This is a genomic window from Amaricoccus sp. B4, from assembly GCF_043226085.1.
In the GTDB taxonomy this organism is placed as follows: Bacteria; Pseudomonadota; Alphaproteobacteria; order Rhodobacterales; family Rhodobacteraceae; genus Amaricoccus.
Window position 1 is genome coordinate 2,075,986 of sequence record NZ_CP171225.1, and the last position, 22,824, is coordinate 2,098,809.

Sequence of the window (22,824 nt, forward strand, 5' to 3'; positions counted from 1 at the left end):
CGACTGTCACAGCGAGAGAGAAGAAGCCCGCTCCGCGACACCTCCCCCGTCAACATTCTGGGGCATTGGGACCAGATCACCCATCGAGGCGTTCCAGTGCGGCGACAGCGGCGCTCGTGATCGCATCCTTCAGGTCTCGGCTCACGAACTTGAGCGCGCGGTTCTGTCCACGGTTGCCCGGCACACGTGGCGGGATGCAGATGTGGCTGCCATTCGGCCGCTCGATGACAATGCACCCCTGCATGAGAATGCCGCCGGTCAGCACATCGACATGGCCGACGAGCCGCGATCCGTCTTCCCACGCCTCGGCATATGCGGTGGTTACGCCTACGATTTTGATCTTGTTCATCCTGATCCTCATTAGGTCAGCTTGCTTTACCTATATCACATGCCTAATACTAAGGTCTACTTAACTTACCTATTCGCATTAAGCACACTCCTGCACCCGCTCCTTCCCCCCACTTCCTGAGAGAAGGCCCTGCGCTGCCTCGATCCGTATCCACGCGATGCCTGATATCGGGGGCCAACCGCCTTCCCTTGGGGATCTCACCCAAACGAGTCCTGGGAGTCGTCCCGGTGTCTCGCCCCCGGTCAATGCCGCGCGGGTTTCGTGTCGCGTTTCTGAGAAGAGCCAGCAGGAGCCGCTTCCTCTCGGGTCGGGTGTCATTCCCCGGATCGTCATAGCCCGCTGATTTCGCTCAACGGTCAGAGGCTAGGGCGGCTGAAAGGATGTGCCCGGTCGTGCCGGTATGCTCCGGTGAATCGATGCCCCCGCACCGCGCCCGAGGCACGGAGGCGAGGGTGAAATCAGTTTTCGATCAGTTCGAAATCTTCATGCGCGGTCATCTCGGAGACGAGCCGCCGCATCATCGCGAGTTGCTTCCTGGATGGTTCCCACGCAGGCCGCTTGGACTGGCGGATGATTGAGCGCGCAAAGCCCGACGCCCATCCGTTCCCGGCTCGGGCAACTTTGGGCATCCAGAAATCGGTGAGTTCCTCGATTGTGAAGGTCATGCCGCCGCCCTCCGATCATTGTCGGCGAAGGCGAGGAACTTCGAACGGTTCAGATCCGGCAGGGCTTCCCAAGAGGCCAGAAGATATGCCCGCAGTTCGGCGAGGCTGGCCCAGGACGCCCAAAGCCGGGCCTCGGCGATAACTTCATCGAAGGCCGGAATTGGCGCACCGGCCGAGAACTTCCGCTCAATCGCATCAGCCAGAATTAGCTGATCCTCGGCGCTCAGGGCATTGAACGCCTCGATGGCAGGGCGCATCCGCGAGATTGCATCGACAGTCGCGGTCGGATAGACTTCGCCGAGAGAGTTGAGTGCTTTCTTCTGATCCGCCCCGGTTGCGCCCGCCAGCGCGCCGGGGTTTTCTTCTTGGGCAATGCCCGGGTGCGCTTTACAAGTTGCCGCTCCGTTCCCGACTTGTTCGCATCCGTTCAGGTCGCCGCTGAAAAGCGCATCGCATTGATATTGTGAGATAAATGCAGGATCACGTAGAAGCCTGCACTTTCCCAAGACATGCCCATCCTGTTCGAGCACGCTGCCGCGGCGGCCGAGACAATCGTCGGTCCCGCGCCCTGTTCGCCAGATATTGCCCCGCGCCGGAGCGTGACGCCGCGGCAGGATTCTGTTGAAATGATACTTCTGGATTATGCGGAAGCGACACCGCATCAATCGGCGGCGTTAGATCGCGGTGCGAGCAGTATCATCACGTTAATTTACCGACCCATTGGGGCCCAATATGATTGGAAATTCTGGCATCTTTTCTTGAGGGATAAGGACGATGGCATACAGAGGCTCCAAGAATAGCAAAAAGAAATATTCAAATTCCGACAAGAAGTTCAAAGACTCCGGCCACAATGACAAAGGGGGGTTTGGCCCCGGGACCGACAAGGACGGCGACCACGGTGACTACCACAACGGCGGTCAGGCGCTGACCAAGCTGATGCTGAACTGCCAGAAGGCGGTGGCCAGCACACTGAAGTGGGGCAAGTTCTCGGATGCTTCAGTCGAGAAGGCGATCAATATCGTCGAAAAGTATGTCTACAGCATCGAGGCCAAGATCGGGAGCTGGGTGAAGCCCGACGTCCAGCCGGTGAGCGTCACGGTCGAGGCGGCAGCAGAAGCCACCGGCACTGCGGCCCAGGCAAATGCCCACGTGAAGCTCGGCGTCTTCGACATCGACGCCAGCAGCTATGCCAAGCATGGCGCCAAGCTGGTTGTCGGCACCGCCGAATCCTTTGCGGCCGCCAATGGCGACGACAGCAAGACCTATGTGAACACCTTCTCCTCGGTCAAAGGCGTGGATACCGGCGAGATTGTCTCCTTCTACGCCAAGGGAAGCAATTTCGAGAAGGCCGTCGAATGCCTCGTCGCGATCGACTGGGAGGGTGTCTTCGACAAGAATCTCGTCTTCACCAAGCATCACAGCTTCTACGGCCGGATGAAGAAGGAGATCGGCGACAGCCACAAGATCAACGCCACCACCGACGTGCATGTCGAAGCCGACAATTATGCGCAGGTGCACTCGGGGGTGAAGGCGCTGGCCATGGATGACACGGTCAAGGCAGTCGCCGAGGCCGACGCGATCGCCAGCTAGACGAAAGGCGTAGCCGGCCGGCGTATTCCCGCACAGATCACCGCAACCGGCGAAGCGAACCGGCCTTCACACTCCAGTCCTGGCGCAAGGCTCGGACCAGACCACGCCGGTCTGGTCCGTCTTCGTTTTCAGGCCATGGACCCGGCGCCCCCATCCGAACCGCGCCTCCTGCCACCTCCAGCCGAGACGCAGTCCCGCACGGTGTGCAGGAGAGGCGCTCGCACGGCATAGCCCTCAAGAGCAGCATCTTCCAGAGGACCGGCCTGCAGACCGGCCCCGTCACGACAGTCGGTTTTTCCGCACGCTTCGTTTGAGAACAGCGCCTTGCCGAAGGCCGTCGGCGTGCCGGGTGGCAGCAACGTCATGACGCGCCTTGCGGCTGCCTCCACCGATTCTCGCCGCACGTCCCGCCAAGATCTCGGCGCCAGCGCCGCGCGCCCACACGCACCGCGCGCGCCATCTCGACGCCGCGCGCATCAGCAAGAAGGCGTAGGCCGATCACGCGAATTGCCACCTCCTCCGGGAGGGAAGCGGGCGACGCGCGCCATGGTGCATATGATCCACCGAACGGCGCAGACGGGCACTTCCGCGTGCGCATGCCAAGATGGCTGTACACCTGATCAACACGGAGGACAGCAATCCGAAGGACGGACATCCGAACACCGAAACATGGTAAACAGAAAGTCTTATCTACCTTTGCGTGCTTGGAAAAATCGGCCCGTCTTGAAAACATTGGTGTTGCCCCGGTGGGGTGGTGAAAAGCGAAATCAGGAGATTTTACCATGGGCAAATATCGCGGGAAGAAAAAATTCGACTTCAAGCACAAGGAAAAGGTCAAGGTCGACATTGACCAGGACAACTGGGCCGAAGTCTACGCGGGCCGGGACTCCAAGGTAAGCATCGATCAGGACAACGATGCTGTCGTCGCAGCCCCTCACAAGTCTGCAGATATCTGCATCGACCAGTCCAACACTGCGATCGTCGTCATCTGACGAAATTTTCAGGGTATCGGCTATATTGTAGCCTGCCCTACCCTGGCCCCGTCCGAGCATTCGGCGGGGCCTATTTCGCTTGCGGAAGACGACAAAATCCAAGAAAATTGATTGTATAAATCGCAAGATACATCCATTACTTCCGAAATTATACTTGAGGTGTACTTGCCGAGCGAGGCGAGAAGGCGCAACCTTTGCGATAGTCGCCGTCCGAACGGGACACCAACAGAAACGGGAGCTCTGCCATGACGCTGATAACCAAGCAGACCAAGAAATTCACGACCGGCCCAGACATGAAGAAGGTCGTCACGGGGACCTATGTCAAGATGACCGACGGCTCCCACGACAAGCCCTCGTTCGACAAGGGCAACGCCGGAGATCACGGCCTGGACATCTCCGCCCTCCTTGCCGCCCACAAGCAGAAGGACTGGGGCTCCTATTTCAACGACAAGATGCCCCATGTGCCCGATCACGGCTCCGATTACGGTTGCGGTTCCGGGCATGATATCTGGGAGGGCCGCCCGGACTTCACATCCCGACTGGCACTCGATCACTGCCCGAAAGACGCCCACGACTCGCACGTCTCCGATATCTGCTAGGCGCGCAGCAATCAGGATCTCTGCCGCGGCACCTCGTCTGCCGCACAGATGAAGCGTAGCGCGCCGGGAACACCCCGGCCCCGGCGCGAGGAACGAGCCGGTCCGTGCCCCCAAGATTGCGTCGCCCGTCGGCCCCTTCAGGCCTGCACGGGAGGGGGCACCACCGGTTCCGGCTTCCTCCCGCGCGTTGCAAGGCGTCTCCTGCCCGACATGCTCCGGCCCCGCCGCAGACCGCGCGCTCTTCCATCGCCCTCACCCTCCTGCACCGGTGCTCAGTCTCCGCATGGAGAGATTCGCCCCCACCTGCGCCACCAGGGAGGTGACTCCAGCCGCCGCGTATAACTCTTTCGGGGTACAACCTCACCTTGAGGTCAGCTTGTCCGGCCCGCGGCCCTATAGCACGCTGAAGACCTGACGCTCCTGCGCAGGGGCGGATTTCACAGGCTTGTGGGGGCCTCAAAATGGTTTCGATAAACTCCAGTTCATCTTCCGTCGTCATTATCGACGGCGATCACTCGGGCACAACCAGGCCCGCCGGTCCTCAGAGCGTGGGTCTCGAGCTGAACGCCAGAAAGACCGGCCTCGCCAGCGACAAGGTCAAGGTCGACCTCTCGACACATACCGATTCCACCTCTTCCGCACCGGGCGCGCACAGCGTCTCGATCAAGACCATGTCGACGGTCGGCAAGGCCAGCAAGGTCGACAAGCACAAGATCGAGGTCGGGATCGGCGACTGGATGGGCAATGCGAAGGACGGGGACGACATCGAGTTCCTGATCTGCATCAGTGGCGCCAGAGGGATACCCCGCAAGGCCCCACTTCTCACGGGCAAGGAGGCCAAGGACCTCGATGTCCGCTTCGACCTTGACCTCAAGGGGCTCACCCTGAACGCCAAGCTCAAGCCCGCCTTCGCCAAGGATCTCAAGCTTGTGAAGTGCCTCGACGCCGAGGGGAAGCTGGCCTGGGGGTACCTCGGCACGGTGGATGACACGGACAAGCTCATCAAGATGTCGTTCAACTCCCCGAAAACGGGCGAGAAGGTCGCCGAACTCGCGATCGACATCCAGAACCTTCATCCCGCCGGAGATCACTTCGATCTCTGATCAACGATCAGCCTAGGAGTCACGCCGGATGTACCGCCATGGCAGCAGTTCAGCCCACCCGGGAGACGTCAACATCCTGAAACAGGCCGTCCATCAGACGCGGGGCGCATTTGGAACCGTGGCGCTGTTCAGCCTGTGCATGAATTTGCTGGTGCTCGCCGGTCCGATCTACATGCTGCAGATCTACGACAGGGTTCTCGGCAGCTACAAGGTCGAGACCCTGATCCTTCTGACGGTGATGCTCGCGGCGGCCTTCGGGGCCTGGGCCGCGCTCGACGGCCTGCGCACAGGGATCACGGTGCGGCTCGGCGCCTGGCTCACCCGCAATGTCGGGCCGCACTATCTCGAATACGGCGTACGCGCGCGTCTGGAAGGCAAGCAGGTCGGTGCGCGCGCCTTCAATGACCTCGAGAAGGTCCAGTCCTTCATCGCGACGCAGGGCATGAACGCGCTGTTCGACGCGCCCTGGACCCCGATCTTCATCATCATCATCTGGGCGCTGCACCCCTGGCTCGGGATCTTCGCGCTCTGCTCGGCGCTTCTGCTGCTCTCGCTCAGCATCATCAATGCCATGTTGACGCGCGCGCCACTCCAGCGCGCCGAAGAACTGCAGAGCCGCACCTACACCACGGCCTCCGCCACGATCCGCAACGCCGAACCGGTCTCGGCGATGGGAATGCTGCCCGCGCTCAAGAACCGCTGGCAGGCCCTCAATGGTGAAGCCGAGGTCGAGCTCCTCCGGATGAACCAGCGCGGCGGCGTGCTTGGCACCGCGGTGAAGTTCTGCCGCTCCTTTCTGCAGAGCGCCATCCTCGGCCTCGGCGCCTATCTGGTGATCCGTGGCGAGATGACCGCGGGCATGATGATCGCGGGTTCGATCATGCTCGGCCGCGCACTTGCGCCGGTCGATCAGGCGATCGGGACCTGGAAGAGCTTCGACAGCGCGCGCAACGCGTATCGCCGCCTCTCCGAGCATGCCGATGCCTTCCCGCCCCTGCCGCGCCGCGTCACCATGCCGAAGCCGAAGGGAGGCCTTGAGATCGAGCACCTGATGGTCGTTGTCGGCGATCGGCTCGTCCTCGACGACGTCTCCTTCGACGTCGGCGCCGGGGAAGCGATCGCGGTCATCGGCCCCTCTGCCGCAGGCAAATCCACGCTCTGCAAGGCGATCGTCGGCATTGCGGCGAAGGAAGAGGGCACGATCCGTCTCGATGGTGTCGACATGAGCCTCTGGAACCCCGAGGAGCTCGGCCCGAACATCGGCTTCTTGCCGCAGGACGGCGGCCTCTTCGAGGGCACGGTGCGGGAGAATATCTCGCGCATGCAGGATTCCGCCGATGAGCTGGTGGTGGAAGCCGCGCAGCTCGCCCATGCTCACGAGATGATCGCCAAGCTGCCGAATGGTTACGAGACCGCGCTTGGCGAGGGCGGCATCGGCCTGTCCGGCGGCCAGCGGCAGCGGCTGGGCCTGGCGCGTGCCGTGTTCGGGACACCACCGCTCATCGTGCTCGACGAACCGAACGCCAATCTCGATCAGGCCGGTGAGGCAGCCCTCGCCGAATCCATCCTCGAGCTGAAGAAGCGCGGCTGCACGCTGCTCATCGTCGGCCACCGGCCCTCGACCATCGCACAGGCGGACAAGATCCTGCTCCTGAGTGACGGCGAGGTCCAGGCGTTCGGACCGCGCAACGAGGTCCTCGAACACATGCGCGAGGCGGCCCGCATCAACGCATCGCCGGACCAGGACGATGCGCCGAAGGAAGGCCAGAAGGAGGCCACGGGCGACGCTTCCGGCAAGCCGTCCCACCTGCGCGCTTCTGAATCGACACGCTGACCGCTGAAAGGGTTGGGGACCATGACCTACGCGAACTATTCGTCCCGCATGCTGCCCGGCATCTCCGCCGTCGGGGGTTCGCCGCGGGAGGCGGTCCGCGGACCGCGGCAGTGGGGCCTTCTCGTCATCCTGCTGTTTCTGGCCGTCTTCGGCGGCTGGGGGGGCTTCGCGCCCCTGGCGGGCGGCACCGTCGCGCAGGGCACGATCGCGCCCTTCGGCAGTGTCCGGACGGTACAGCATCTCGAAGGTGGCATCGTGAAGCGCATCCTCGTGCACGACGGCGATGCGGTCGAGGTGGGCGCACCCCTAATCGAGATGCAGGAAACCGTGCCAGAGTCCGAGGTCGCTACGCTCACGGATCGCCTCCGCGCGCGCAGTGCCGAGGCGGCGCGCGTGGAGGCCGAAGTTCTGGGCCTGAGCACCATCACCTTTCCCGCCGCCCTCCTGGACGATCCGGATGGCGCCGAGGTCATTGCGGCCGAAACCCGCATCATGACGGCCCGCAACGACATGATCACGGCCCGCAAGCATATGCTGCAGCAGCAGATGCAGCAACTCGAGCAGCAGATCGCCGGCTACACCGCCCAGATCGAGAGCAGCGACGCGCAGCTCGACCTCATCCTGCAGGAGATTGCCGACAAGCAGGTGCTGCTCGACCAGGGGCTCTCGCTCAAGGTGGAAATGCTGCGCCTCCGGCGTGAAGTGGCACAGATTCGCGGCTACCGTGGCGAGTATACCGCCTCGATCGCCGCCGCCCGCCAGCGCATCGGCGAAGCGGAAGTGGAGCTGATGGCAGTCGACGCCGAACGGATCGAAGCAGCCTCACAACGCGCCGGCCAGATCCGCGGCGAGCTTGCGGAAATCGAGCAGATGCTGGACGCCCGGCGGGACGTCCTCGCACGCACCGTGCTCACCGCACCGGTCGCCGGTGTTGTGAACAACCTGCGAATCAGAACAGAGGGCGGTGTCATCGGCTCGGGCCAGGCGGTTCTCGACATCGTGCCGACCCAGGAGAAGCTGATCGTCGAGGCTTCGGTCTCTCCGATGGACATTGATCTCGTCAAGAGCGGCATGGAAGCGCATGTGCAGTTCTCCGCTCTCTCACGCAGGGTTGTGCCGAAGGTCGTCGGCATTGTGAAAGAGGTTTCCGCCGATACACGGGTCGATCCCGGGAGTCGCGCGCCGCACTACATTGCGCGCATCGAGGTGGCCCAGAGCGAGATCGAAAAGGCGGGCGCCACGAACATCCAGGTCGGCATGCCGGCAAGCGTGCTGATTGTCGCGCGCGAACGCACATTGCTTCAGTACATCACCCAGCCCTTCACCGAAGCACTCTGGCGCGCAGGCCGCGAGATCTGACCCCGAAGGTTTCGCGGCTTTCTGGGAGCCAGGCGATGTATATCGCCTGGCTCTTTTGCTGTCGGGTGGAGCCCACGGCCACCGGCGCCAAGGCAACGGAACGGCCGCGAGCGATGGAGATTGTCATCGGCTCTATCGGTCCGGACTTGAGCCCCCTTTGCAGCCGAGGGCGTCGAGTCGGATGGCTTCGATGTTCATGCGTCGCCAGAAGGAAACCGCTCCGGACGGCGTTGATGCGCCCTGCATCCGGAGGTCCGGCACACGCGGCAAAGCCAACTGAATCGCTTGGTTTGCAACCTATTCGCAATACGTGCAATCGGACCGGACGCTTCAGTCATCCAGCTCCGTATGGCATTCAAGTCGATAACAGAATCAAACAAGAACACACGCATAAAGAGAAGAATTTCCTCCCGCGCAAAAATACAGCTCAGAGCCAGTTCCGTGAGACAAGCGGTGTTCGAAATGTTATTCTTTTGTTACGGGCGATTACTGATGTTTCCCGTGCAAACGTTTGAAAATAAAAATTGTTGCATCAAGAACAAGCGCCAGAGGGCGCTGGTGATTGCTCCAGTTTTTTGGGGGAGTGGGGGAGCTATGACGGACCAGACAGCCCATACAGGGGGAAATCGCGTACTGGTTTTGGATGACATGCCGTTCAAGCGGACGGTCATCACCGAGTTTCTGAAGAGTTGGGCCGAAGATGCAGGCCTTGAGCTTATCCCAAGCAGTGTCGAGGAGGCCCTGAGCCAAAGCCGGCTGACCGGTTTCAGGATGGTCATTCTCAGCATCGGTGGCGCAAGCTTGGCGGATCCGAACGTCGTGGCAGCGTATCGGATCCTGTCGATGATCGAGCCGTCCGGCCGGATCGTCATACTGGGCGATTGTCCGGATGCCGAGAACATCGAACGCGCCATCGATCTCGGGATCGCCGGCTATATCGCGACCAGTATTGACGCCGATGTCGCTGTTGCGGCGCTGAACTTCATTCTGGCAGGTGGTGGTTATTTCCCGCCGGAGGCCCTGCGCAACGTAGCGACCCAGCCGCAAGGAACTCCGCCAAAGGGCCCATCCCAGTTGCCTGCGCCGACCCTGGTGGAAGCGGACCGCCCCAAGGCATTGACGGACGAGAAGTCGAGGGACAGCAAGGAGCTGCCGCGCAACCAGATCAACCGGAAGTGCCCACAACAGCTCAATCCTCCCTGCAACAACGACCTGACTGCGCGCCAGCAGGAGGTGCTGGACTGTCTCACGCGGGCGCGCTCGAACAAGGAGATCGCGCGCGAACTCGAAATGTCGGAAGCGACGGTAAAGGTCCATGTCCGTCAGGTCATGAAGAAGCTTGGCGCGCTCAACCGAACGCATGCGGCGATCCTTGCCACCCAGGGCGCCTCGACGGAAGAGACCGTCGAGCCCAAGATCGCGCCGTTCGCACTCTACAAATCCAACCTGCACCACGCCTTGGCCAGGTAGCGAGGATATACGGATCAGCCCATCACTCAGCGATCGCCATCCATTGCCGCAACGCATGTCACCAGGACCGATAAGCTGATCGGAGCCTGCTGCGGGCTATGCCATGGGAAGCGGCCTTCAATCGTCAAGGCATGAAACTGCGCGCCCTTGGCCCGCCTCCAGGTGGCGAAATCAGCCGCAGACGATACCGGCCCGCATAGGCGCGACAGGGGTTTGATCCCAGCCTCCGACAGCATGATCATGCATTGGACAGGTAGGAGGTCTTGCGAAAGGAACCGCCTTCTTCGGGGGGTTCATCGCGCCTGCCGATCCGTTAGACTAGAGTGGATGGTGTGGAGTGGCTTGGAGAGGCGGAGCGATGGCACGGATGATTGAGCGAGAGGCCTACTCCTACCGGACGGACCCTGCCGTGCCGCCATTCGATGACACCAGGCCGATTGTCTTCATGGATGGCGAGTGCCTGCTTTGCACACAAGGCGCACGGCTCATCAGCCGGTTCGACCGGCGGGGAGAGTTCCGCATTGCCTCGACCCACAGCCCCCTCGGCACGGCGATGCTCGCCCATTACGGGATGGAGGTGGATGATCCTGAAAGCTGGCTGTTTCTCGAGGAGGGCCGGGCCTGCGGTTCGCTGCAGGCGGTCACCGGAATCGGACGGCGGCTCGGAGGCCCGGCGCGGATGCTGGGCGTGTTCCGGTTCCTGCCCCGGTCGATGCAGGACTGGATCTACCGCCGGGTCGCACGCAACCGCCGCGCGTTCGGGCGAAGCGACATGTGCGCCCTGCCGGATCCGGCCCTGCAGACGCGGATCCTGCGTTGAGGCGGCTCAGTAGCTGCGAATGAGACCGACGAGCTTGCCCTGCACCTTGACCTGGTGGTCCTGGTAGAGCCGGGTCTCGTAGGCGGGATTGGCCGCCTCCAGCGCGATGGTCGTGCCGCGGCGGCGGAAGGTCTTGAGCGTCGCCTCCTGCTCCTCCACGAGCGCGACGACGATATCGCCGTTGTCGGCGTTCGACTGCTCCTGGATCACCACGATGTCGCCGCTGTTGATGCCGGCGTCGATCATGGAATCGCCCTTGACCGTCAGCGCGTAGTGCCGCCCGCCGCTGCGCAGCATCGAGGCGGGCACTGCCACATTGTGCGAGGGCTCCTGAATTGCTGTAATCGGCGTGCCGGCGGCGATACGGCCCATGACCGGCAATTCGACAGCAGAGATCTCTACCGGCCGCGCCGCGGCGGGGCGGTAATCGGGCCGGTCGCCGTCGATGATGGTGGGGCGGAAGGTCGCGGGGGCGTCCTCCATGCTGTCAGGGAGCTTGACGATCTCGATGGCACGCGCACGGTGCGCGAGGCGCCGGATGAAGCCCCGCTCCTCAAGCGCCGTGATCAACCGGTGGATGCCTGATTTCGATCGGAGATCGAGCGCATCCTTCATTTCGTCGAACGAAGGCGGCACACCATCCTGTTGCAGCCGCTTGTGAATGAACTGAAGCAAATCGTATTGCTTGCGCGTCAGCATGTCCCGATCCTTTGGCTCTCCCTCGAGCCGTTCTACTAACGTTCCTGTTTTGTGTCAAGAATCAAGAGAGTAGATCAATCTCAGGTTTATCACATCCAGATGAATTCCACCACATCCCCGATTTCGCGGGCCGGATCGTGGGGCGGACGGACAAGTAGCGCGTTGGCTTCGGCCAGCACGGAGAGCAGTGAGCTGTCCTGCCGGGTGAACGGGGTGCAGAGCCAGCCGTCCGGGCCCAGCACAACTTCCGCGCGCATGTAGTGTTCCCGCTCCCGGTTCGCGCCGACGGGTTCGGCAAGCCTTGCGGAGATGCGCGGCGCAAGGCCCGTGGGCAGGCCGAGCATGCAGTCGATGGCTGGCAGCAGGAAGATCTGAGCGCAGACCACAGCGGAGATCGGATTGCCCGGCAGGCCGACCAGCGGCGTGCCACGGAGCCGCCCCGCCATCAGCGGCTTTCCGGGCCGCATTGCCACCCTGTAGAAGCTGAGCTCCAGCCCCTCGGCGGCCGCTGTGCTCTGCACGAGGTCGTAATCGCCGACAGACGCGCCCCCGAGCGTCACGATCGCATCTGCACCCTCGGCGAGGCGAAAGGCCGCGGAGAGGCTTTCGGCGCTGTCGCGCGCGATGGGGAGAATGCGAACGCAGGCGCCGCGCGCCTCGAAGGCCGCTTTCAACGCATACTGGTTCGAGGCGACGATCTGATCGGGACCCGGCGTCTCGCCCGGCATCACCAGCTCGTCGCCGGTCGCGATGATGGCAATCTCGGGGCGGCGAGCGACGCGCACCGTGCCGACGTTCATCGCGGCGCTCAGGGCGAGATCACGGCCAGTGAGGCGCCGCGGCGCGGAAATGCGCGCACCCTCGCGGAAATCGATCCCGGCAGGGCGGATGTTGCCGCCCTCCACGCCCGGTGCGTTGAGGATCACCTCGTCACCGTCGCGGGATGTGTCTTCCTGGATGACGACGCAATCGGCCTCGTCGGGCACCGGCGCTCCGGTGAATATCCGCACCGCCTCTCCCGGCCCCATGCGGCCCTCGCAGCGCCGACCGGCGATGGACTCGCCAATGACCCGCAGACGCGCGCCCTGCCCCGCACCGGCGCTCGCAACCGCATAGCCGTCCATGGCGGAGGAGCGGAAAGGCGGCTGGCTGCGGAGCGCGATGATCTCTGCGGCAAGCACCCGGCCGGCGGCCTCGGCCAGCGGCACATCCTCGGCGCCGAGCGGCGCGAAGAGGCCGATCAGCCGGGCGTGAGCCTCGGAAACGCCGATCATGCTCATGTGGACGTCCTATTCAGCTTCGTAGCGGCCCGACTTGCCGCCATCCTTGAAGGCGAGACGGATTTCACCGATCACCATGCCGCGGTCCGCCGCCTTCAGCATGTCGTAGATGGTGAGACCCGCGACGGAAACGGCGGTGAGCGCTTCCATCTCGACGCCGGTCGGGCCGGTGGTGCGCACCGTCGCCTGGATCACGACCTTGCCCGCGGTGGTGTCCGGGGTGAACTCGAGCGAGACCTTGGAGAGCGCCAGCGGATGACAGAGGGGAACGAGATCGGAGGTTCTCTTCGCCGCCATGATGCCCGCAATCCGCGCCACGCCGAGGACATCGCCCTTCGCCGCCGTGCCGGCCATGACCAGCGCGAGCGTTTCGGGCGACATGGTGACCGAGCCGCGCGCGACCGCGGTGCGGGCGGTCGCGGGCTTGGCCGAGACATCGACCATGTGGGCAGCGCCTGTCTCGTCGAAATGGGTCAGCGGGCCGGACATGAGCGCCCCGTCACTCTGCTTCCGGCCGCCAAGGGCCGCGCAGGAGCTCGCGGGTCGCGGCCTCGACATCAGCCTCTCGCATCAGGGTCTCGCCGATCAGGAAACAGCGCACGCCATAACGCGCGATGCGGGCGAGGTCGAGGCGGTCGGTAAAGCCCGATTCCGAGATGGTGATCCGGTCGACCGGCACACCGCGAGCGAGCGATTTCGTGGTATCGAGATCGGTCACGAAGGTGTTGAGGTCGCGGTTGTTGATCCCGACAAGCTCGGACTTGAGATGGCAGGCGCGGTCGAGCTCCTCGCGGGTATGGACCTCGAGCAGCGCCGCCATGCCATAGGCCTGCGCGGTCTCCTCGAGCTCGGCCGCCTGGGCGTCGGAGACGCTTGCGAGGATGATGAGGATGCAGTCGGCCCCGAGCGCGCGGCTCTCGACGACCTGCCAGGGATCGTAGATGAAATCCTTACGCAGCACGGGAAGCGAGACAGCGTTGCGCGCCGCGGCGAGATAGCCGTCCTCGCCCTGAAAGCTCGGCGTGTCGGTGAGGACCGAGAGGCAGGTGGCGCCGCCCGCCTCATAGGCCGCAGCAAGCGCCGCCGGGTCGAAATCCGCGCGGATGAGCCCCTTGGATGGACTCGCCTTCTTCACCTCGGCGATGAGGCCGTAGCCACCGGTGGTGGCGGCATGGCGGAGCGCGCCCGCAAAGTCGCGCACCGGGCCCGCGGCCCGCGCGGCGCCCTCGATTTCCGACAGCGGCCGGGCCGCCTTGCGCTCGGCGACATCCGCCAGCTTGTAGGCCTTTATCTCGTCCAGAATGCTCATGCCTGCTCCCCCTTGGCCCGTATCGGAGAAAGCGCCGCGAGCGCCGCCGCCTTGGCCTTTGCCGCACCGGAATCGATGCTTTCGCGCGCGAGGTCAACGCCCGCGGCGAGCGCCGGGGCACGATCCGCCACGACGAGGGCGGCGGCGGCGTTGAGCAGCACCGCGTCACGGTAAGCCGAGGGCTCCCCGGCCAGCAGGGCGCGGAGGGCGGCGGCATTCTCGGCCGGCGTGCCGCCCGCGATTGCATCGAAGGGATGGACGGGCAGGCCCGCTTCCTCCGGATGGATGGTGAATTCGCGCACTGCGCCCTTGTCGAGCTCGGCAACATAGGTCTCGCCCGAGATGGCGATCTCGTCGGTGCCGTCGGAGCCGTGCACGAGCCAGGCCCGGTCCGAGCCCAGCGCGCCGAGCGTCTCGGCCATCGGCCGGATCACCGAGCGGGAGAAGGCGCCGGTGAGCTGGCGCCGCACGCTCGCGGGATTGGTGAGCGGCCCGAGGATGTTGAAGATCGTGCGGGTGCCGAGCTCGATGCGGGCCGGCATCACGTGGCGCATCGCCGGGTGGTGCATCGGCGCCATCATGAAGCCGATCCCGACTTCGGCAAGCGCGCGCTCGACCGTCTCGGGACCGACCATCACGTCGATACCCAGCTCGGTCAGCGCATCCGCCGCGCCGGACTTCGAGGAAAGGTTGCGGTTGCCATGCTTGGCCACCACGACGCCTGCACCCGCGACGACAAAAGCCGTGGCGGTCGAGATGTTGAGCGTGCCCTTGCCGTCGCCGCCGGTGCCGACGATGTCCATCGCGCCCGCCGGAGCATGGACCTTGTGGCACTTCGCGCGCATCACCGCAGCGGCGGCAGCGTATTCGGCCACCGTCTCGCCACGTGTGCGCAGCGCCATCAGGAAGCCCCCGATCTGTGCGGGCGTCGCATCGCCATCCATGATCGCCTCGAAGGCGGTCTCGGCCTGGGGCCGGGACAGAGGCCCTTCGACCGCACGCCCGATCAGCGGCTTCAGCCGGTCACTCATGCAGGCACTCCCGCGACGCCCGCGATGTCGAGGAAGTTGCGCAGGAGCGCATGCCCGTGCTGCGAGGCAATCGACTCGGGATGGAACTGCACCCCGTGGATCGGCAGTTCGCGGTGCCGCAGCCCCATGATCGTACCGTCCTCGAGATCGGCAGTGATCTCGAGCGCCTCGGGCAGGCTGGAGCGCTCGACGACGAGGCTGTGGTAGCGCGTGGCCTCGAAGGGCGAGGGCAGTCCCTTGAACACGCCCTTTCCGGTGTGGTGCACGAGGCCCATCTTGCCATGCATGATCTGGTCGGCACGCACCACCTGGCCGCCGAAGGCCTGACCGATCGCCTGATGCCCCAGACAGACACCGATGAGCGGCGTGCGGGTTTCGGCGGCGGCGGCGATCAGGGCAAGGCAGATCCCGGCCTGATCGGGAGCGCAGGGACCGGGCGAAAGGAGGATGGCCGAGGGGTTCATCCCCATGGCTTCCTGGACGTCGAGCGCGTCATTCCGCTTCACGACGATATCGGCCCCAAGTTCCCCCAGGTAATGGTAAAGGTTGTATGTGAAGCTGTCATAGTTATCGATCAGCAGCAGCATCTCTTGGCCTTTCCTCCTGTGGCGGGATTGGCGCTGGGTCGCGCGGGCGCTATACATGGCCCCGCGGATCAGACCGGGTCAAGGGAAAGCTGGTGGCAACGAGTAAAGCAGGTCGACGCGCGCATGTAAAACGGCGCGCGGGGGGTGGGTTCTGGCAAGGTGCTGCGGCAGGCGCGGCGGTTTCCGCCGTGATTGCGGCGGGTCTCATCTATGCCTTCCCGCCACTGAAGACCTTGCCGCCCGAGATACCCCCAGGGACCGCCGAGCCCCCTGCCGCGCTGACGAGCCCCGCCCCCGTGGCAGAACGCCCGGCCCCCGCGGCGGCACAGGGGCTGCTTGTCGAAGCGCCCGCCCCACTCGTCATCTCGGGACCTGCCCGCGACGTGCCGCCGGGGCTTGATGGGTTGCTGCGCCCGCCCGCGCCGGATGTCTTCGATGGCGGTGCTGCGGGCTCGCCCTCGCTCTTCCGCCCCGGGGAAACGCCGGGCAACGCCCCCGGCACGCGGTAGGCCTAGGGGCACCGGGCGCCCTCTCGAGGGCGTGTCCTGGTACCACGGACGGGGCGGTGTATCCTCACCGCCTGCGGCCGCGGCAGCTTTGCGCGTGGACGCCGGAATTCTTCCGATAGATCATTTCGGAGGACGCATGGCCTGCAAGCGGCTCAATGGCGAATTCCATATTTTCTACCCCGACCAACCCCTCAACGGCCCGGAACCCGACGGCAACACAATCAAGTTCCGGCCCGATGATCCTGGTGCGGCCGAAGTGCTCAGGCCGCCCGGCCTGCGGAGGCCAGCCGTCAACGGCCGCGGCAGATCAATCTGCGCTTCGAGGGGCTCGATGCGCTCGAGACCCATTTCGCCGGACGACACCAGAACCTCGCGGCCGCGACGGCCTCACAGGATTTCCTGCTTGCCCGCGCGGGTTTCGGCAAGGTGGCGTTCCAGGCCGACCGGCCCAACAAGGTCGCGTCGGTCGAGCGTCATCCGGTGCGCGGGCATGTGCTCTCGAACGGGCTCGACGGACACGGGCGCATCGTCGCCTTCGTCTTCTTCTCCGATGCCCCAGAGCCCGATGGGACGGAGGTCTTTCTCGACGAGGCCCGGCTCGGAGCGAGCTACAACGTACGCAGCCTCGCCGAGGGGAAGGCCTATTCGCTCTTCTATCTTTCGCTGCCGATCTCGCTGACGCAGAGGCTCGCCGAGATCGCGCGGGCAGCCGGGGCCGCGCAGGCGGGGCTTTACGCCGCCGATGCGTCAGCGCGCGGCGCGACCTTCGCAGTCGACCCCGAAACGCTCGGGGACCTGGTGATCGGACCGAAGCTCTTCCGGCGGCTCGCGAAATATTTCGGCGATGCCTTCTCCGACCTCTCAGGGTTCGAGGGCTGGATGCGGCGCATGTCGTCGTCGTTCCCGACGACTTCGCCATGCCCGAGACCGGGCTGCGTGTGCGCTGAGGCGGGGGGCTGACTTACCCGGTGAGCGACATCATTGCCTCGGCCGCGATCTCGACAGAGCGGAGCCGGGCGGCATGGTCATGAATCTGGGCCGTGAAGATGACTTCGTCGGGGCTGTAGCGCTCGATGAGCGCGGCGATCTGATCCCGGACCATGCCCGGATCGCCCACCGCCGAGCAGGACAGCGCCTGATCGACGGCAGCTATCAGACCCGGCGGCGCCACTGCACCGATGTCGGCCACCGGACGTGGCAGCGGTCCGGGTCGGCCGCTCCGGAGATTGATGAAGGCCTGCTGCATCGAGGTCATGAGATAGCGGGCCTCGGCCGCGCTATCGGCGGCAAAGACGTTGAGCGCGAGCATGAAGCGCGGCGCGGCGCAGCTCTCGGAGGGCAGGAAGCCGCGACGGTAAACCTCGATCGCCTGGGCAAGCGAGGCCGGGGCGAAATGCGAGGCGAACGCGTAGGGCAGGCCCAAGTGGGCTGCGAGCTCGGCGCCATAGAGGCTCGATCCCAGCATCCAGACCGGCACCTCCGTGCCCTCGCCAGGCACCGCTCGCACTGGCTGGCCCGGCCGGCCTGGTCGGAAATAGCCGATAAGTTCGGTCACCGCGCGGGGGAAGTGATCGGGGCCATCCATGCCGCGGCGAATTGCACGCATCGTCGCCATGTCGGTGCCCGGCGCACGGCCGACACCAAGGTCGATGCGGCCGGGAAAGAGCGTGGCGAGCGTGCCGAACTGCTCGGCGATGATGAGGGGCGCGTGATTGGGCAGCATCACCCCACCCGCGCCAACCCGAATTCGCGACGTCGCCGCCGCGACATGGCCGATGACGACGGCCGTGGCAGCTGAGGCGATGCCCGGCATGTTGTGATGCTCGGCCAGCCAGTAGCGCGCGAAACCACAGTCTTCGGCGTGGCGCGCCAGGTCTCGGGTATTGGCGAGCGCCTCCGCCGCCGTGCCGCCTTCGGGCACCGGGGCGAGGTCGAGGAGCGAGTATGGCAGCATCGACATCATTCCATTCGTCGTAGTCCGATTAATCTAGCGCGATCAGCGGGGAGAGCAGCCTGCAAATTGCCGAAAATGCATAAAATAAATACATCTAATATTCGCCGCATCGCTGGCGGCCTCCGGCAGGCGCCTTCAGACCATGTGCGGGCCGGGCACCAGCGCGACCCAGACGATAAAGGCGCGCATCCGGCGCGGCAGATGGCAACCAGACGCGCCACCTTGAGCAGGGCAAGCGGCCTGACCGGAAGGAAGAAACGCAGAAGCTTCATATGCCTGCGGACCTGAACGCCTTGGCCCGTGCGCACCGCGATGTATATGCACGCGTGGCGCCCCTTGCGCCCACCGCACTTCGCGTGCAGCACTGGCGCCAGCCCGGCACAACATGCGGAGCCGCCTGCATGCTCTCGATCCACCATCTCTATCTTGGCCTCGCGATTCTCGCAGAGGTCGTCGCCACCACCGCGCTGGCCCGCACCGAAGGCTTCACCCGGCTCGGGCCGACGGCGCTCTCACTCGGGCTCTACGGCATTGCCTTCTACCTGCTCGCGCTCACGCTCCGCGTTATGCCGACGGGGGTCGTCTATGCCGTCTGGTCGGGAATGGGCATCGTCTTCATCGCAGCCATCGCCTGGATCTTCCATGGCGAGAAGCTCGATCTGCCCGCGGTGCTGGGCCTCGGGCTGATCCTTGCGGGCGTCGTGATCGTCAACGTCTTCTCGAACACCGTCGGTCACTGAGCCTCAGGCGGCCGCGAGCATCGCCTGAAGGCGCGCGCGGTCGCCCGGATCATCGGGGCGTGCGAGGATCCCCGCCAGCTCCTCGAGACTCGCGATGTTGTGGCAGGCGCGGAAGCTGTCCACATGCGGCAGAATGGCACGGATGCCGCGGGCTTTCGGCGCGAAGCCATCCCAGCGCAGCAGCGGGTTGAGCCAGATCACCCGCCGGGCCGAGAGGTGGAGCCGCTCCATCTCGCGGGCCAGCAACGCAGGATCGTCGCGGTCGAGCCCGTCGGTGATCAGGAGCACCACCGCCCCCTGCCCCAGTACCCGCCGGGACCAGTCGCGGTTGAAGGCGTGCAGGCACGCCCCGATCCGGGTGCCGCCCTCCCAGTCCTGCGCCTCGCGGCCCGCCGCCTCGAGCGCCGCATCGACATCGCGGCGGCGGAGGTGACGGGTGATGTTGGTGAGCCGGGTGCCGAAGGTGAATGCATGGACCTGCGCCCAGCCCGCGCCCCTGGTGTTCGCGACCGAATGGAGGAAGTGGAGCATCATCCGCGAATAGGCCGACATCGAGCCTGAAATGTCGCAGAGCACCACGAGATTGGGCCAGCGGATGCGACGCTTGCGCCAGGCGAGCCCCTGCACCTCTCCCCCCGCGCGCAGGCTCGCGCGAATTGTCGCCTGCCAGTCGGCAATACGCCCGCGGGCGTCAGAGCGGGTGCGGCGGCTCGCGATCGGCGACACGGGCAGATCGAGCCGGGCGATGGCACGCTTGGCCGCGGCGATCTCGGTCGCCGACATCTGCTCGAAATCGGCGGTCTTGAGCTTTTCCTCGCCCGAGGCGGTGAGCGAGAGATCGATTTCGATCTCCTCCTCGTCCTCCTCGCGGCGCTGGGGCGCGGGCATCTCCGCCTCGTCAAGCAACGCCTCCGCGGCGCGGCGCTCGGCGGCCCCCGGATCCGGCCGATCGTTGAAACCCCTGAGCGTCGGCATCAGGATCGACATCATGTGTTCCATGAACTGCGGGTCGCGCCAGTAAAGCCGGAAGACCTGCGCGAAGACCTGGCGCTGTTCGGGCCGGCTGACGAAGCAGGCCTGAAGCGTGTGGTAGAAATCCGTCTTGTCCGTGAAACCCACCGCTTCCACGGCGCGGATCGCATCCACCACTCGGCCGGTGCCGACGGGGATACCTGCCCGCCGGAGCGCACGGGCGAAATGGGTGATGTTGGCAGCAAGCTTGCCTTCGTCGGGGAAACTGTCGGGGACGCGGGCCATGGCTTCACCTTTGCCTTGTGCGGCGCATCTGTCCCCGAACGGGGATGACACCCGCCCGGACGAGACCTGCATCCATGACGGATCTGTCCGGTTCGCAAGGGCCTAGTCTATGCCGCGTCATATCGGCTCACCTCGATCAGAGTGCCGTCGGGAAGGTCGGCCACCAGGCAGAGGTCGCGCGACCCGATGCAGGCATTGTCGCGGTTTTCCTGATCGAGTGTCTTCCGGTTGATCTTCTGACCATCGACGATCAACGGCCCGCACTCGGTATCAGTGGTCACCGCCTCGAGCCCGGGCATTCGGACATTGAAGGCCACGGTCGCCCCGCTGTCGCGGATGGTGAGAACCACATGATCGATGGCCGAGTTCATCAGACGGGCGCCAGCGCGGCGCTCGCCTCATCGAGGATGCGCTTGATTTCCGAGCCCTGCATCCTGGCGATATCGTCCTGGTATTTGAGCAACGCCCCGAGTGTATCGGCAATCACCTGCGGCGAGAGCTGCACCGCATCGAGGGCGACGAGGCATTTGGCCCAGTCGATGGCTTCCGCGACGCCCGGCTTCTTGAAGAGATCCTCGCCCCGGAGCTTCTGCACGAAGGCCACAACTTGGCGGGTAAGCGCCTCGGTGGCCTCGGGCGCCTTCGCACGCAGGATCGCATATTCTCGGTCGAAATCCGGGTAGTCCACCCAGTGATAGAGGCAGCGGCGCTTCAGCGCGTCATGAACCTCGCGGGTGCGATTGGAAGTGAGGATGACAATGGGCGGCTCGGCGGCGCGCATGGTGCCGAGCTCGGGGATCGTCACCTGGAAATCCGACAGGGCTTCGAGCAGGAACGCCTCGAAAGGCTCGTCGGTGCGGTCCAGCTCGTCGATGAGCAGGACCGGCGGCCCGCCCTCCTGCGGCTCCATCGCTTCGAGCAGCGGGCGGCGGATGAGAAAGCGGTCGGAGAAGAGCTCGTCGGTCAGGCGCTCGCGGTCGGCGCCGCCTTCAGCCTCCGCCGTGCGGATCGCGACCATCTGCGCCGGGAAATTCCATTCGTAAACCGCGGAGGTCGCATCGAGGCCCTCGTAGCATTGCAGCCGGATCAGCCGTCGACCCAGCGCCGCGGAGAGCGCCTTGGCGATCTCTGTCTTGCCGACGCCCGCCTCCCCCTCGAGGAAGAGCGGCCGGCCGAGGCGGAGGCTGAGATAGACCACCGTCGCAAGCCCCCGTCCGGCGACATATCCCGCATCGGCAAGCATGGAACGGGTCGCATCGATCGAGGGCGGCAGGTCGTGCATGGGGGTGTTCTCCTCAGGTCCGGCCCTATGGAAGCCGAGAAGGCAGGGAAATCAAGCCCTCCCATGGTGGCAGGCGGACCGCGGCGGAGAAACCTTTTCCGGCCGGCCGCGTTGATCCGCATATCGCACTCAACCCTGGGCGCAGCAGAAAGGAAGGACAGATGAACGACAAGCGACCTGTTTCCCACATCCTGACCGGCCTCGCCGGTGGAAGTTTCGCTTTTCTCGCCGCCTCGACACCCGTCTTCGGCACCACGGCCGGAACCTCGGCAGCGGTGACATTTCTCGTCATGGGAGGGCTCGGCGCCATCGCCTTCGTGGCGCTCCTGCGTCCGACGCGCGAGAGCTGCGAAGAGACGCAGGAGATGCCGGACGACCTCGCCCTGCGGCGCGGACGCTCGCGCTCGCGCCTCTCTCCCCGAGCCTCACGGCGCGACCGCGTGGCCAAACCGGCGGTGATCTCCGCGCACGTCGGCCGTCGTTTCTCCTCCTGAGCCCGGGCGTGCTCATGCCCCCATGAGATCCCTCCGGAAATAAGGTTCCCGACCAGAAAGGAGATTGAAATTGCCGCTCGACAGCACGACCGGCGGCGCAAAAGCCGCAAAACTCTATCGTATGGTCATGCCCGACCATGTCTGCCCCTACGGCCTCAAGGCCAAGGCGCTTCTCGAACGCAAAGGCTATGCTATCGAGGACCACCCCTTGCGCACACATGACGAGACCGAGGCCTTTCAGGAGCGTGAGGGCGTCGAGACGACGCCGCAGGTCTGGATCGGCGGCGAGCGGATCGGTGGTTATGATGAACTGCGCGAGTTCTTTGGCGAGCATGTAAAAGATGAGGGCGAGACGACATATCGCCCGGTGATCGCGATCTTTGCGGTCGCGGCACTCATGGCAATCGCCGTGAGCTGGGCCGCGGCCCTTCCCGCGGTTCGCACCTTCGAGCTTTTCATCGCCTTCGGCATGACGCTTCTCGGGCTGCAGAAACTTCAGGACGTCGAGAGCTTCTCGACCATGTTTCTCAACTACGACCTGCTGGCGCGTCGCGAGGTACGTTATGGCTATGTCTATCCCTACGCAGAGACAGGGGCGGGCCTGCTCATGATCGCGGGTGCGCTCATCTGGCTTGCTGCTCCGATTGCGCTCTTCATCGGGACAGTGGGAGCTGTATCGGTGTTCAAGGCGGTCTATGTCGAGAAGCGTGAACTCAAATGCGCCTGCGTCGGCGGTGGCTCCAACGTGCCGCTCGGTTTCATCTCGCTCACCGAGAACCTCATGATGATCCTGATGGCGATCTGGATGCCCCTGCGCATGTGGCTCGGCGCCTGACGCGCCGGGCCTGGGGCAGACGGGCTTGGAGAACCGGGGCCGGGCGCAGTATATAAGTCTCCCGCA

26 protein-coding genes are annotated in these 22,824 nt (G+C 64.7%); 13 read left to right on the forward strand and 13 right to left on the reverse strand.

Going from position 1 to position 22,824, the window contains the following annotated elements:
* Positions 1–76: 76 nt before the first annotated feature.
* The 3 genes from ACF66B_RS09995 to ACF66B_RS10005 form a co-directional block, all read right to left on the reverse strand.
* Positions 77–349: a hypothetical protein gene (locus ACF66B_RS09995; RefSeq protein WP_111431025.1), complete on the reverse strand. Its 273-nt coding sequence runs from the start codon at positions 347–349 to the stop codon at positions 77–79.
* 458 nt (positions 350–807) lie between these two features.
* Positions 808–1,014 carry a hypothetical protein gene (locus ACF66B_RS10000; RefSeq protein ID WP_111431026.1) on the reverse strand — a complete coding sequence of 69 codons (207 nt, stop codon included), beginning with the start codon at positions 1,012–1,014 and terminating at the stop codon, positions 808–810.
* The gene (locus tag ACF66B_RS10005; RefSeq protein WP_162683361.1) at positions 1,011–1,544 is read right to left on the reverse strand and encodes a hypothetical protein; all 534 of its coding nucleotides are present in this window, start codon (positions 1,542–1,544) and stop codon (positions 1,011–1,013) included. The genes ACF66B_RS10000 and ACF66B_RS10005 overlap by 4 nt, the downstream gene beginning before the upstream one ends.
* A gap of 244 nt (positions 1,545–1,788) precedes the next feature.
* On the opposite strand from ACF66B_RS10005, the gene ACF66B_RS10010 reads away from it, so the two are divergent.
* The 8 genes from ACF66B_RS10010 (at position 1,789) to ACF66B_RS10045 (ending at position 10,781) form a co-directional block, all read left to right on the forward strand.
* Positions 1,789–2,604, forward strand: a complete 816-nt coding sequence (locus tag ACF66B_RS10010; protein WP_111431028.1) for a hypothetical protein — start codon at positions 1,789–1,791, stop codon at positions 2,602–2,604.
* A gap of 782 nt (positions 2,605–3,386) precedes the next feature.
* Positions 3,387–3,596 carry a hypothetical protein gene (locus tag ACF66B_RS10015; protein WP_111431029.1) on the forward strand — a complete coding sequence of 70 codons (210 nt, stop codon included), beginning with the start codon at positions 3,387–3,389 and terminating at the stop codon, positions 3,594–3,596.
* A 245-nt stretch (positions 3,597–3,841) separates the two neighbouring features.
* Entirely contained in the window at positions 3,842–4,195 is a 354-nt protein-coding gene (locus ACF66B_RS10020; RefSeq protein ID WP_111431030.1) for a hypothetical protein, read from the forward strand.
* 461 nt (positions 4,196–4,656) lie between these two features.
* A complete protein-coding gene (locus ACF66B_RS10025) occupies positions 4,657–5,298 on the forward strand; it encodes a hypothetical protein (protein WP_162683362.1) in 642 nt (213 codons plus the stop codon).
* A gap of 28 nt (positions 5,299–5,326) precedes the next feature.
* Positions 5,327–7,132 carry a type I secretion system permease/ATPase gene (locus ACF66B_RS10030; protein WP_111431032.1) on the forward strand — a complete coding sequence of 602 codons (1,806 nt, stop codon included), beginning with the start codon at positions 5,327–5,329 and terminating at the stop codon, positions 7,130–7,132.
* A 21-nt stretch (positions 7,133–7,153) separates the two neighbouring features.
* Positions 7,154–8,491, forward strand: coding sequence for an HlyD family type I secretion periplasmic adaptor subunit (locus ACF66B_RS10035; RefSeq protein WP_111431033.1), 1,338 nt, complete (start codon positions 7,154–7,156; stop codon positions 8,489–8,491).
* Between the two features lie 594 nt (positions 8,492–9,085).
* Positions 9,086–9,961 carry a response regulator transcription factor gene (locus ACF66B_RS10040; RefSeq protein ID WP_162683363.1) on the forward strand — a complete coding sequence of 292 codons (876 nt, stop codon included), beginning with the start codon at positions 9,086–9,088 and terminating at the stop codon, positions 9,959–9,961.
* Between the two features lie 358 nt (positions 9,962–10,319).
* A complete protein-coding gene (locus ACF66B_RS10045) occupies positions 10,320–10,781 on the forward strand; it encodes a DCC1-like thiol-disulfide oxidoreductase family protein (protein ID WP_111431036.1) in 462 nt (153 codons plus the stop codon).
* 6 nt (positions 10,782–10,787) lie between these two features.
* Here the strand turns inward: ACF66B_RS10045 and lexA are convergent, their stop codons facing one another.
* From lexA to ACF66B_RS10075, 6 genes are all read right to left on the reverse strand, one after another.
* Complete coding sequence (gene lexA / locus ACF66B_RS10050) at positions 10,788–11,480, reverse strand: transcriptional repressor LexA (RefSeq protein WP_111431037.1); 693 nt, start codon at positions 11,478–11,480, stop codon at positions 10,788–10,790.
* Positions 11,481–11,569: 89 nt separating this feature from the next.
* Positions 11,570–12,760 carry a gephyrin-like molybdotransferase Glp gene (glp, locus tag ACF66B_RS10055; protein WP_392662489.1) on the reverse strand — a complete coding sequence of 397 codons (1,191 nt, stop codon included), beginning with the start codon at positions 12,758–12,760 and terminating at the stop codon, positions 11,570–11,572.
* 9 nt (positions 12,761–12,769) lie between these two features.
* The gene (gene moaC / locus ACF66B_RS10060) at positions 12,770–13,249 is read right to left on the reverse strand and encodes a cyclic pyranopterin monophosphate synthase MoaC (RefSeq protein ID WP_111431038.1); all 480 of its coding nucleotides are present in this window, start codon (positions 13,247–13,249) and stop codon (positions 12,770–12,772) included.
* A 10-nt stretch (positions 13,250–13,259) separates the two neighbouring features.
* Entirely contained in the window at positions 13,260–14,069 is an 810-nt protein-coding gene (trpC, locus tag ACF66B_RS10065; protein ID WP_111431039.1) for an indole-3-glycerol phosphate synthase TrpC, read from the reverse strand.
* Positions 14,066–15,100, reverse strand: a complete 1,035-nt coding sequence (gene trpD / locus ACF66B_RS10070; protein ID WP_111431040.1) for an anthranilate phosphoribosyltransferase — start codon at positions 15,098–15,100, stop codon at positions 14,066–14,068. The genes trpC and trpD overlap by 4 nt, the downstream gene beginning before the upstream one ends.
* A complete protein-coding gene (locus ACF66B_RS10075) occupies positions 15,097–15,687 on the reverse strand; it encodes an aminodeoxychorismate/anthranilate synthase component II (RefSeq protein WP_111431041.1) in 591 nt (196 codons plus the stop codon). The genes trpD and ACF66B_RS10075 overlap by 4 nt, the downstream gene beginning before the upstream one ends.
* A gap of 296 nt (positions 15,688–15,983) precedes the next feature.
* On the opposite strand from ACF66B_RS10075, the gene ACF66B_RS10080 reads away from it, so the two are divergent.
* Both ACF66B_RS10080 and ACF66B_RS10085 read left to right on the forward strand, forming a co-directional pair.
* Positions 15,984–16,196, forward strand: coding sequence for a hypothetical protein (locus ACF66B_RS10080; RefSeq protein ID WP_162683364.1), 213 nt, complete (start codon positions 15,984–15,986; stop codon positions 16,194–16,196).
* Positions 16,197–16,622: 426 nt separating this feature from the next.
* The gene (locus tag ACF66B_RS10085) at positions 16,623–17,156 is read left to right on the forward strand and encodes a hypothetical protein (RefSeq protein ID WP_111431043.1); all 534 of its coding nucleotides are present in this window, start codon (positions 16,623–16,625) and stop codon (positions 17,154–17,156) included.
* 1 nt (position 17,157) lies between these two features.
* On the opposite strand, the gene ACF66B_RS10090 is transcribed toward ACF66B_RS10085, so the two are convergent.
* On the reverse strand, positions 17,158–18,150 hold the full coding sequence (locus tag ACF66B_RS10090; protein WP_111431088.1) for an LLM class flavin-dependent oxidoreductase: 993 nt from the start codon (positions 18,148–18,150) through the stop codon (positions 17,158–17,160).
* A gap of 401 nt (positions 18,151–18,551) precedes the next feature.
* Here ACF66B_RS10090 and ACF66B_RS10095 point away from each other — a divergent pair, with 401 nt between their 5' ends.
* Entirely contained in the window at positions 18,552–18,890 is a 339-nt protein-coding gene (locus ACF66B_RS10095) for an SMR family transporter (protein ID WP_111431089.1), read from the forward strand.
* Between the two features lie 3 nt (positions 18,891–18,893).
* Here the strand turns inward: ACF66B_RS10095 and ACF66B_RS10100 are convergent, their stop codons facing one another.
* From ACF66B_RS10100 to ACF66B_RS10110, 3 genes are all read right to left on the reverse strand, one after another.
* Positions 18,894–20,147, reverse strand: a complete 1,254-nt coding sequence (locus ACF66B_RS10100; RefSeq protein WP_111431044.1) for a VWA domain-containing protein — start codon at positions 20,145–20,147, stop codon at positions 18,894–18,896.
* A 107-nt stretch (positions 20,148–20,254) separates the two neighbouring features.
* Positions 20,255–20,518: a hypothetical protein gene (locus ACF66B_RS10105; protein WP_111431045.1), complete on the reverse strand. Its 264-nt coding sequence runs from the start codon at positions 20,516–20,518 to the stop codon at positions 20,255–20,257.
* The gene (locus tag ACF66B_RS10110; RefSeq protein ID WP_111431046.1) at positions 20,518–21,429 is read right to left on the reverse strand and encodes a MoxR family ATPase; all 912 of its coding nucleotides are present in this window, start codon (positions 21,427–21,429) and stop codon (positions 20,518–20,520) included. The genes ACF66B_RS10105 and ACF66B_RS10110 overlap by 1 nt, the downstream gene beginning before the upstream one ends.
* A gap of 161 nt (positions 21,430–21,590) precedes the next feature.
* Here ACF66B_RS10110 and ACF66B_RS10115 point away from each other — a divergent pair, with 161 nt between their 5' ends.
* Positions 21,591–21,923 carry a hypothetical protein gene (locus ACF66B_RS10115; protein WP_111431047.1) on the forward strand — a complete coding sequence of 111 codons (333 nt, stop codon included), beginning with the start codon at positions 21,591–21,593 and terminating at the stop codon, positions 21,921–21,923.
* Positions 21,924–21,993: 70 nt separating this feature from the next.
* A complete protein-coding gene (locus ACF66B_RS10120) occupies positions 21,994–22,758 on the forward strand; it encodes a MauE/DoxX family redox-associated membrane protein (protein WP_392662498.1) in 765 nt (254 codons plus the stop codon).
* The last annotated feature ends 66 nt before the right edge of the window (positions 22,759–22,824 follow it).

Excerpts from the sequence above, each read along its gene's own strand:
- ACF66B_RS10025 (WP_162683362.1), top strand. The coding sequence starts at position 4,657 with ATGGTTTCGATAAACTCCAGTTCATCTTCCGTCGTCATTATCGACGGC.
- trpC (WP_111431039.1), bottom strand. The coding sequence starts at position 14,069 with ATGAGCATTCTGGACGAGATAAAGGCCTACAAGCTGGCGGATGTCGCC.
- ACF66B_RS10115 (WP_111431047.1), top strand. The coding sequence starts at position 21,591 with ATGAACGACAAGCGACCTGTTTCCCACATCCTGACCGGCCTCGCCGGT.
- ACF66B_RS10010 (WP_111431028.1), top strand. The coding sequence starts at position 1,789 with ATGGCATACAGAGGCTCCAAGAATAGCAAAAAGAAATATTCAAATTCC.
- ACF66B_RS10030 (WP_111431032.1), top strand. The coding sequence starts at position 5,327 with ATGTACCGCCATGGCAGCAGTTCAGCCCACCCGGGAGACGTCAACATC.
- ACF66B_RS10090 (WP_111431088.1), bottom strand. The coding sequence starts at position 18,150 with ATGCTGCCATACTCGCTCCTCGACCTCGCCCCGGTGCCCGAAGGCGGC.
- ACF66B_RS10040 (WP_162683363.1), top strand. The coding sequence starts at position 9,086 with ATGACGGACCAGACAGCCCATACAGGGGGAAATCGCGTACTGGTTTTG.
- ACF66B_RS09995 (WP_111431025.1), bottom strand. The coding sequence starts at position 349 with ATGAACAAGATCAAAATCGTAGGCGTAACCACCGCATATGCCGAGGCG.
- ACF66B_RS10100 (WP_111431044.1), bottom strand. The coding sequence starts at position 20,147 with ATGGCCCGCGTCCCCGACAGTTTCCCCGACGAAGGCAAGCTTGCTGCC.
- moaC (WP_111431038.1), bottom strand. The coding sequence starts at position 13,249 with ATGTCCGGCCCGCTGACCCATTTCGACGAGACAGGCGCTGCCCACATG.
- ACF66B_RS10035 (WP_111431033.1), top strand. The coding sequence starts at position 7,154 with ATGACCTACGCGAACTATTCGTCCCGCATGCTGCCCGGCATCTCCGCC.
- ACF66B_RS10000 (WP_111431026.1), bottom strand. The coding sequence starts at position 1,014 with ATGACCTTCACAATCGAGGAACTCACCGATTTCTGGATGCCCAAAGTT.
- glp (WP_392662489.1), bottom strand. The coding sequence starts at position 12,760 with ATGAGCATGATCGGCGTTTCCGAGGCTCACGCCCGGCTGATCGGCCTC.
- ACF66B_RS10015 (WP_111431029.1), top strand. The coding sequence starts at position 3,387 with ATGGGCAAATATCGCGGGAAGAAAAAATTCGACTTCAAGCACAAGGAA.
- ACF66B_RS10075 (WP_111431041.1), bottom strand. The coding sequence starts at position 15,687 with ATGCTGCTGCTGATCGATAACTATGACAGCTTCACATACAACCTTTAC.
- lexA (WP_111431037.1), bottom strand. The coding sequence starts at position 11,480 with ATGCTGACGCGCAAGCAATACGATTTGCTTCAGTTCATTCACAAGCGG.
- ACF66B_RS10045 (WP_111431036.1), top strand. The coding sequence starts at position 10,320 with ATGGCACGGATGATTGAGCGAGAGGCCTACTCCTACCGGACGGACCCT.
- ACF66B_RS10095 (WP_111431089.1), top strand. The coding sequence starts at position 18,552 with ATGCTCTCGATCCACCATCTCTATCTTGGCCTCGCGATTCTCGCAGAG.
- ACF66B_RS10110 (WP_111431046.1), bottom strand. The coding sequence starts at position 21,429 with ATGCACGACCTGCCGCCCTCGATCGATGCGACCCGTTCCATGCTTGCC.
- ACF66B_RS10020 (WP_111431030.1), top strand. The coding sequence starts at position 3,842 with ATGACGCTGATAACCAAGCAGACCAAGAAATTCACGACCGGCCCAGAC.
- ACF66B_RS10105 (WP_111431045.1), bottom strand. The coding sequence starts at position 20,518 with ATGAACTCGGCCATCGATCATGTGGTTCTCACCATCCGCGACAGCGGG.
- trpD (WP_111431040.1), bottom strand. The coding sequence starts at position 15,100 with ATGAGTGACCGGCTGAAGCCGCTGATCGGGCGTGCGGTCGAAGGGCCT.